Raw genomic sequence first — 7327 nt, forward strand, 5'->3', positions numbered from 1 at the left:
GGTTTGCCGCTGCATCCTCCCCGGTATCGAGAGGGATGCGCGGGCAGGACAGGCAGGGACCGACGATCAGCCTGCGTCGGGCTGGTTTTCCGGGCGTGCGCGGTCGAAGGCGTCCAGTGCCTGGCAGGCAGCTTCGATACGGCGCAGGGTCGGGTACGGCGTCAGGTCCAGGCCGAAGCGATGCGCGTTGTACAGCTGCGGCAGCAGACAGATATCGGCCAGGCCGGGACGGTCACCGTGGCAGAAGGTGCCCGTCGCGCTGCTGTTGGCCAACATTGCCTCCATGGCAGCGAAACCCTCGACGATCCAGTGCAGGGTCCACTGTGTGCGGGCGTCGGCTGGCAGCTGCAGGGTGCGCTCCAGGTACTGCATCACCCTCAGGTTGTTGATTGGGTGGATGTCGCAGGCCACCAGCTGGGCCAGCGCGCGCACCCGCGCACGGCCGGCGGCATCGGCCGGCAGCAACGGCACCTGCGGGAAGCGCTCATCCAGATATTCGAGGATCGCCAGCGACTGGGTCAGCGCATGCCCGTCGTGCAGTAGGGTGGGCACCAGCTGCTGCGGGTTGAGCGCGCGATAGGCGTCAAGGCGCTGCTCGCCACCGTCGCGCACCAAGTGCACCGGCCGGCCTTCCCAGGCCAGGCCCTTCAGCTCCAGGCCGATGCGCACGCGGTAGGCGGCGCTGGATCGCCAGTAGGTGTACAGCACGATGCCGTCGTCGACCGGGATCTCCATCGCCGCCTCTCTGCTCAGGGCCTGGTCGCCTGTTCGATGCGCTGCTCGATCGCACCGAAGATGCTGTTGCCGGCGGCATCGAGCATCTCGATGCGGACCACGTCGCCGAAGGACATGAACGGCGTGCTCGGCTTGCCGTCGCGCAGTGTCTCCACCACGCGCTGCTCGGCGAAGCACGAGGCGCCCTTGCTGGTGTCCTCGTTGGCGATGGTGCCGGAGCCGACGATGGTGCCGGCGCTGAGCGGACGGGTCTTGGCCGCATGCGCGACCAGCTGGGCGAAGTTGAACTGCATGTCCACGCCGGCTTCCGGCGCGCCGAACCACTGGCCGTTGATGTGGGTCAGCAGCGGCAGGTGCACCTTGCTGTCCTGCCACGCGGCGCCCAGCTCGTCGGGGGTGACGAACACCGGCGACAGCGCCGAGCGCGGCTTGGACTGCAGGAAGCCGAAGCCCTTGGCCAGCTCGCCCGGAATCAGGTTGCGCAGCGAGACATCGTTGACCAGGCCGACCAGCTGGATATGGCCTGCGGCCTGTTCCGGGGTGGCGGCCATCGGCACGTCGTCGGTGATCACCACGATCTCTGCTTCCAGGTCGATGCCATAGTCCTCGCTGACCACCTTGACCGCGTCGCGCGGGCCATGGAAACCGGCGCTGGTCGCCTGGTACATCAGCGGGTCGGTGTAGAAGCTCTCCGGCACCTCGGCGCCACGGGCGCGGCGCACGCGCTCGACATGTGGCAGGTAGGCGCTGCCATCGACGAACTCATAGGCACGCGGCATCGGCGCGGCCAGCGCCTGCGGGTCCAGGTCGAACACGCCATCGGCGTCGCCCGCGTTGAGCGATTCGTACAGGGCGTTCAGGCGCGGCGCGATGTGGCTCCAGTCCTCCAGGGCCTGCTGCAGGGTGGCGGCAATGCCGGTGGCGCGCACGCCGTGGCGCAGGTCACGCGAGACGACGATCAGGGTGCCGTCGCGGCCGCCTTCCTTCAAAGAACCAAGCTTCATGGTGGGTGTCCGGAGTCGTGGGCAAACAAGTTTCAAGTGTAATCAAATGCGCGACTTAGCCAAGCTGCAGCGCGGCATCGTGCCACCCTACCGTAGTGGGGGGTTCGGCAGGGCTGCGCCCTGCACCTGCTTCAAGCCAGGGCAACAGCCGAAGCAACAGCAACAGCGGGCATTCCGTGGGATGGCGGGGCACTGTGGGTTTGCGGGGACGCCGTTAACCCGTCCCTGGGGGCTTGGTCGCGGCTTGCTCGTGTGCGCTGTCCTGCGCACACGGCAAGACCGGGGTTGGGCGTCCGGCCCAACCCGCCCGAGACATGCCTCGGGCCCATGCCGCTCACACCCCGCAAACCCACAGTACCCCGCCTTCGACAGTTGGCCGGTGGCCAGTAGATCCACGCCATGCGTGGATGAATCCCCATCAAGATCGAATATTTCGTCAATTGAACGAGGAGCATCCACGCATGGCATGGATCTACCGCAGATCGCGAAAAACTGTCGAAGGCGGGATGGGGCCGGTGGCAGGGGCGTGAGCCGCATGGATGCGGCGACCGAGCTTACATGGACGTACTTGCAGCGTCCCCTGCCACCGGACCCACCCCGCCTACCCACAGGAACCCTGCCTTTGACGTTGCTTCAGCCTCTGCGGGTGCAGGGCGCAGCCCTGCATAGAGCCCCCCCTACCTGAACAGGCCTTTTTGCGTGAAGTCTCAAACATCGTTTAGACTTGCAGGGTCTGCAGCGGCCGTCCGTTTCCCTCCGGGACCGCCGGCGACCAGGGTCCGCCCTCTTCGCCCGCCCCCACTCCGACGCCGTTCGTCACGCATTCCAGCCTGCGCTCCGTGCCGGCTGCACCCAATTCTCGCAGCGCGGTTCACGGGAACGCTCCGAGTCAGCCGATCAGTTTGATCTGCCCCCGTCTGTCCGTTCGGACAGGCGTTTCTTGTACTTGGAGCAATCTCAATGTCTTTTGAATCCCTGGGCCTTGCGCCCTTCCTGCTGCGTGCGCTCGCCGAGCAGGGCTATGAAACCCCGACCCCGATCCAGCAGCAGGCGATCCCGCTGGCGCTGGCCGGCCGCGACCTGCTGGCCGGTGCACAGACCGGTACCGGCAAGACCGCTGCCTTTGGCCTGCCGCTGCTGCAGCACCTGGGCACCGCCTCGCAGGAAGTGCGCAGCGGCCCGCGCAAGCCGCGCGCGCTGATCCTGGCCCCGACCCGCGAGCTGGCCACTCAGGTACATGACAGCCTGCGCGGCTACAGCAAGTACCTGCGCATCCCCAGCGCCTGCATCTACGGCGGCGTCGGCATGGGCAACCAGCTGGACATCCTGCGCCGTGGCGTGGACCTGCTGGTGGCCTGCCCGGGCCGCCTGATCGACCACCTCGAGCGTCGCAGCATCGACCTGTCCGGCATTGAGTTGCTGGTGCTGGACGAAGCCGACCGCATGCTCGACATGGGCTTCTTGCCGTCGATCAAGCGCATCCTGGCCAAGCTGCCGAAGCAGAACCGCCAGACCCTGCTGTTCTCGGCTACCTTCGAGGACAACATCCGCCAGCTGGCGCTGGAGTTCATGCGCAACCCGGAACAGATCCAGGTGACGCCGAAGAACACCGTGGCCGAAACCATCACCCATCGCGTGCACCCGGTCGATGCCGGCCGCAAGCGCGACCTGCTGCTGCACCTGCTGGCGCAGGACAGCCGCGAGCAGACCCTGGTGTTCGCCCGCACCAAGCACGGCAGCGACAAGCTGGCCACGTTCCTGGAAAAGTCGGGCATCAAGACCGCGGCGATCCACGGCAACAAGAGCCAGGGCCAGCGCCTGCGTGCGCTGGGCGACTTCAAGGCCGGCCGCGTGACCGTGCTGGTGGCCACCGATATCGCCGCACGCGGCATCGACATCAACGAGCTGCCGAAGGTGATCAACTTCGACCTGCCGATGGTGGCCGAAGATTATGTGCACCGCATCGGCCGCACCGGCCGCAACGGCGCAACCGGCCAGGCGATCTCGCTGGTGGCGCAGGATGAAGTGAAGCTGCTGCGCGCGATCGTGCGCCTGCTGGGCCGCGACATGGACATCCGCGATGTGCCGGGCTTCGAGCTGCAGACGCCGATCCGCTGGGGCAACAGTGCGCCGGGCAAAGCCGAGCACGATACCGGCGAGCGCGCACCGCGCAAGAGCCACGCGCGCCGTCCGCACGGCGATGCGCCGCGCCATGCGCATGCGGGCCCGAAGAAGGCCGGTGGCGGCCGTCGCGAGGGCGGTGGCAATGGCCAGCAGCGTGCAGGTGCCGGTCAGGGCCAGCGTCGTGGCGGTGGCGGCAATGGTGGCGGCCGTGGCCGCGGCCAGGGTGGCAACGGCGGCGGTCGCGCCGGCTGACCCCAGCTGACAGCTGTTGTGCTTCCCGCTGCGCGGGAGGCTGTCGAGGGACGGCGCTGACGCGCCGTCCTTTTTTGTTGCTGGCTACCGGGTGATGAAGCACGCGGTGGCAGTACCGAGGGCGGATGAGCATGGGGGCAGCGCAGAACACGCTGTAAATACGTCCATGTAAGCTCGATGGCGCCATCCATGGCGCCAACGGTTCTGCGCTGCCCCCATGCCCATCCGCTTCAAGCATTGCCTGCGCCTTCTTCTCCCGCCGGGTAGCCGGGAGAAGAAAGATCAAATTCAAATTCAAATTCAAATTCAAATTCAAATTCAAATTCAAAGGCAAAAGCCGAAGTCGCAATTCCTGGCTTTGCTTTTGCTTTTGCCCTTGCTCCCGCCTTGGGGTTCGATGCGTCCGCGCCCGCAGGAAACTGTCGAGGGGAGGCCGGGCGGGCTGCGCAGGACCGTGAGGCGCATGGATGCGCCGATCGAGCTTACACGGACGTATTTACAGCGTGTCCTGCGCAGCCCGCCCGGCCTCCCCACCCATATATCAACTGAAGCGCATGCAGCCTCAACCCCGCGCTTTACTCGGATTCACCAGATTCCCGAAGAAGACCGCGTTGATCAGCAGTCGATCCGTCCCGTGCCAGTACTTGCGATGCGCCGGATCATCGGCGAACAGCACCACGTTGCCCTGCCCTTGCGCCGACACCAGCAGCCACGCGCTGCCTGCCACCCGCGCGCGGTTGCGCTCGGACAGATAACCATTCACCCGCGGCGGCGTGTCGATGCGCACCACCGTCGCGAACGGGTTCGTGCTCGGCTGCAGCGCTACCGTGTTTTCCTTGTTGATCGCCAGTTGCCGGCGTGGCACGCCAAACGCCAGCGGATGGCTGGTATCCACGTCGGCACTGAGGATGTTGCCGCTGACCCGCTCGATCGCGGCAATGTCACGCTGGTCGCCGAATGCACGGCGGCTCTCGTCAGCGGTTTCTTCTTCCTTGCCAAGCTTCTCGCCGTCGGCCAGCTTCTGTTCGATCGCCCACTTCGAAGCACTGCCGTAGGTCACCAGCGAGCCACCGGCCTGTACCCAGCGCTTCAGTGCAGCCACCGCCGTGGCATCGACGCCCGTGTAGGTACCACCGGACAGCACGATCGTGGTGTAGCGGTCCAGCGGCACTTTGCCCAGCTGTTGCGGGTCCAGCTTGCTGGCCGGCAACCGCAGCTGCTGGTCCAACAGGAACCACGCCGATCCGATTTCGGTGGCGGCCACGCCCTCGCCCATCACCAGTGCCACCGCAGGCTTGCGCAGCGCCTTGACGCCGTCACTGCCGAGGTCGATGCCTTCGCGGCTGCGGCCACTGGACAGCGCGTGCACCTGCACGCCTGCCTCGCGTGCGGCGGACGTCACTGCCTCAAGCAACGCCGTGCCCTGCAGTGGTTGCCCGGCCACCGGAATCACCAAGCTGCCGGCGGCGAAGCTGACCTCGCCCTGCGCCGTCGCGGTGGTGAACGGCTGGAATGCCGCGCGTGCATTCACGCCCTTGCCCTGTAGCGCAGCCAACGCGCGCCCGGCGTTGTAGTCGCGCCAGTCGATCGCGTAGGCGAATCCTGCCTGGCCGCCCAGCACGGCGACCTGCTCCGCCGGCAGCGCCGCCACGCGTGCGCCGCCGTCGATGCGGCTGCGGCTACCGGCGAAGGCCACGCCGTAGGCCGGTGCAATCGCGTAGCTGGTGCTGCCGTAGAACACATCGCCCTTGATCGGCGGCGTCTCGGCAAAGATCGAATGCACCAGGCGGAACTGCGCCTGCTGCACCGGCACCACGTAGGCGCTGCCGGCATCGAAGCGCTGACCATCGACACTGACGTCACGATCCAGCGCGCGCACCTCGATGCGATGCAGCAGCAACAGTTCCAGCAAACGACGGGTCAATGCGGGGTCATGCGCATCGCCGAATACGAAGCTCTTCACCGGCTGCTGTGCGGCCTGCTTCAACGCGCTCTGGAAGAACTGCTTCTGCAGGTCGAACAGGCCGCTGCGCTCGGCTACCGCGCCGCGCACCGTGCCCAGCCCGGTAGCCACCTGGTTGCGGATGGTGAACGGGAACGTCAGCAGACCATTCATCGACTCCTGCACGCGGCCCCGCGAGCTGGCCTGCTCGACGGTAACGCCGACGGCACCGTGGAAATCAGGATAGGTCGAGCCGTACACCGGCGAGAAGTTGTCGAAGTTCTCGCCTGTGTAGTACAGCGAGCCCAGCGCATCCAACGCCTGCGCGTGGTACTTGGCCAGGGTCTTGTTGAATTCATACGACGCCGCTGGAATCAGCGGGCTGTGCATGCTCTTCGGCGACGGTTCGAAGTAGTAGGTGCTGTCCTTTCCCATCTCGTGGAAATCGATCTGCACGTTCGGGTACCACTGGTGGAACACCTCCACCTTCGGCCGCGAGTCCTGCTGGGTCAGGGCCAGCCAGTCGCGGTTGAGATCGGTGAAGTAGTGGTTGGTGCGGCCCTGCGGGAACGGCTCGACGTGTTCCTTGTCGGCCGGGTCGGCCGAAGCCGGATCGGAGGCCCACGCGTTGTGCCAGTTGGCGGCACGATCACGGCCGTCCGGGTTCTGCGCTGGGTCGAACAGCACCACCGCCTGCTGCAGCCACTGCTGGGTTTCGGCACTGTGGTTGGCCACCAGGTAGTACGCCGTCAGCATCGCCGCTTCGGCACTGGAGGTCTCGTTGCCATGCACGCTGTAGCCCAGCCACACCACCACCGGGCTGTCACCGGCGGCGCTGCGCGGCTGCGCCGGATCGGCCAGGGTCGCGTGCTGCTGGCGGATCTGTTCCAGCCGCGCGTAGTTGCCTGCAGCAGTGACGGTGGCGATCAGCAGCGGGCGACCTTCATAGCTGCGGCCGATCTCGCGCACGCTGATCTTGTCCGAGCGTTTCGCCAGTTCCTGGAAGTACGCCACCAGCTGGTCGTGCCGGGTGTAACGGCTGCCGATCGGGTAGCCGAGGAACTGCTCCGGCGTGGGCACCGCTGCATCGAACGCCGCTGCGCCGGTCACCTGCGGGAAGAAGTACGCGCTCTGTGCCTGCGCCGGCTGCGGCGAGGACAGTGCGGTGGCGGCGGCAAGCAGCAACGGAAGAACGGCACGACGATGCAAGGACACGATGACTCCCCTGGAACACAACGGCAGACAGTCGCGCGGCCGGTCCCTTCAGGTG

At 66.5% G+C, this 7327-nt stretch carries 4 protein-coding genes; 1 reads left to right on the top strand and 3 read right to left on the bottom strand.

All coding sequences use genetic code 11. The features are described 5' to 3' along the window. Window positions 1-66: 66 nt before the first annotated feature. Both maiA and R1L06_RS14100 read right to left on the bottom strand, forming a co-directional pair. On the bottom strand, window positions 67-735 hold the full coding sequence (gene maiA / locus R1L06_RS14095) for a maleylacetoacetate isomerase (RefSeq protein WP_317218017.1): 669 nt from the start codon (window positions 733-735) through the stop codon (window positions 67-69). 14 nt (window positions 736-749) lie between these two features. After that, entirely contained in the window at window positions 750-1739 is a 990-nt protein-coding gene (locus R1L06_RS14100; protein ID WP_317218018.1) for a fumarylacetoacetate hydrolase family protein, read from the bottom strand. 960 nt (window positions 1740-2699) lie between these two features. Between R1L06_RS14100 and R1L06_RS14105 the strand changes: the two genes are divergently transcribed. After that, window positions 2700-4115 carry a DEAD/DEAH box helicase gene (locus R1L06_RS14105; protein WP_317218019.1) on the top strand — a complete coding sequence of 472 codons (1416 nt, stop codon included), beginning with the start codon at window positions 2700-2702 and terminating at the stop codon, window positions 4113-4115. 562 nt (window positions 4116-4677) lie between these two features. Here the strand turns inward: R1L06_RS14105 and R1L06_RS14110 are convergent. Then, window positions 4678-7272 carry a M14 family zinc carboxypeptidase gene (locus tag R1L06_RS14110; protein ID WP_317218020.1) on the bottom strand — a complete coding sequence of 865 codons (2595 nt, stop codon included), beginning with the start codon at window positions 7270-7272 and terminating at the stop codon, window positions 4678-4680. Between the last annotated feature and the right edge of the window lie 55 nt (window positions 7273-7327).

Origin of the sequence: Stenotrophomonas mexicanensis, assembly GCF_032911605.1 — a bacterium.
GTDB classification, from domain to species: Bacteria; Pseudomonadota; Gammaproteobacteria; order Xanthomonadales; family Xanthomonadaceae; genus Stenotrophomonas; species Stenotrophomonas maltophilia_A.

Coding starts and splice junctions, on each gene's coding strand:
- maiA (WP_317218017.1), bottom strand. CDS start 735: ATGGAGATCCCGGTCGACGACGGCATCGTGCTGTACACCTACTGGCGA.
- R1L06_RS14100 (WP_317218018.1), bottom strand. CDS start 1,739: ATGAAGCTTGGTTCTTTGAAGGAAGGCGGCCGCGACGGCACCCTGATC.
- R1L06_RS14105 (WP_317218019.1), top strand. CDS start 2,700: ATGTCTTTTGAATCCCTGGGCCTTGCGCCCTTCCTGCTGCGTGCGCTC.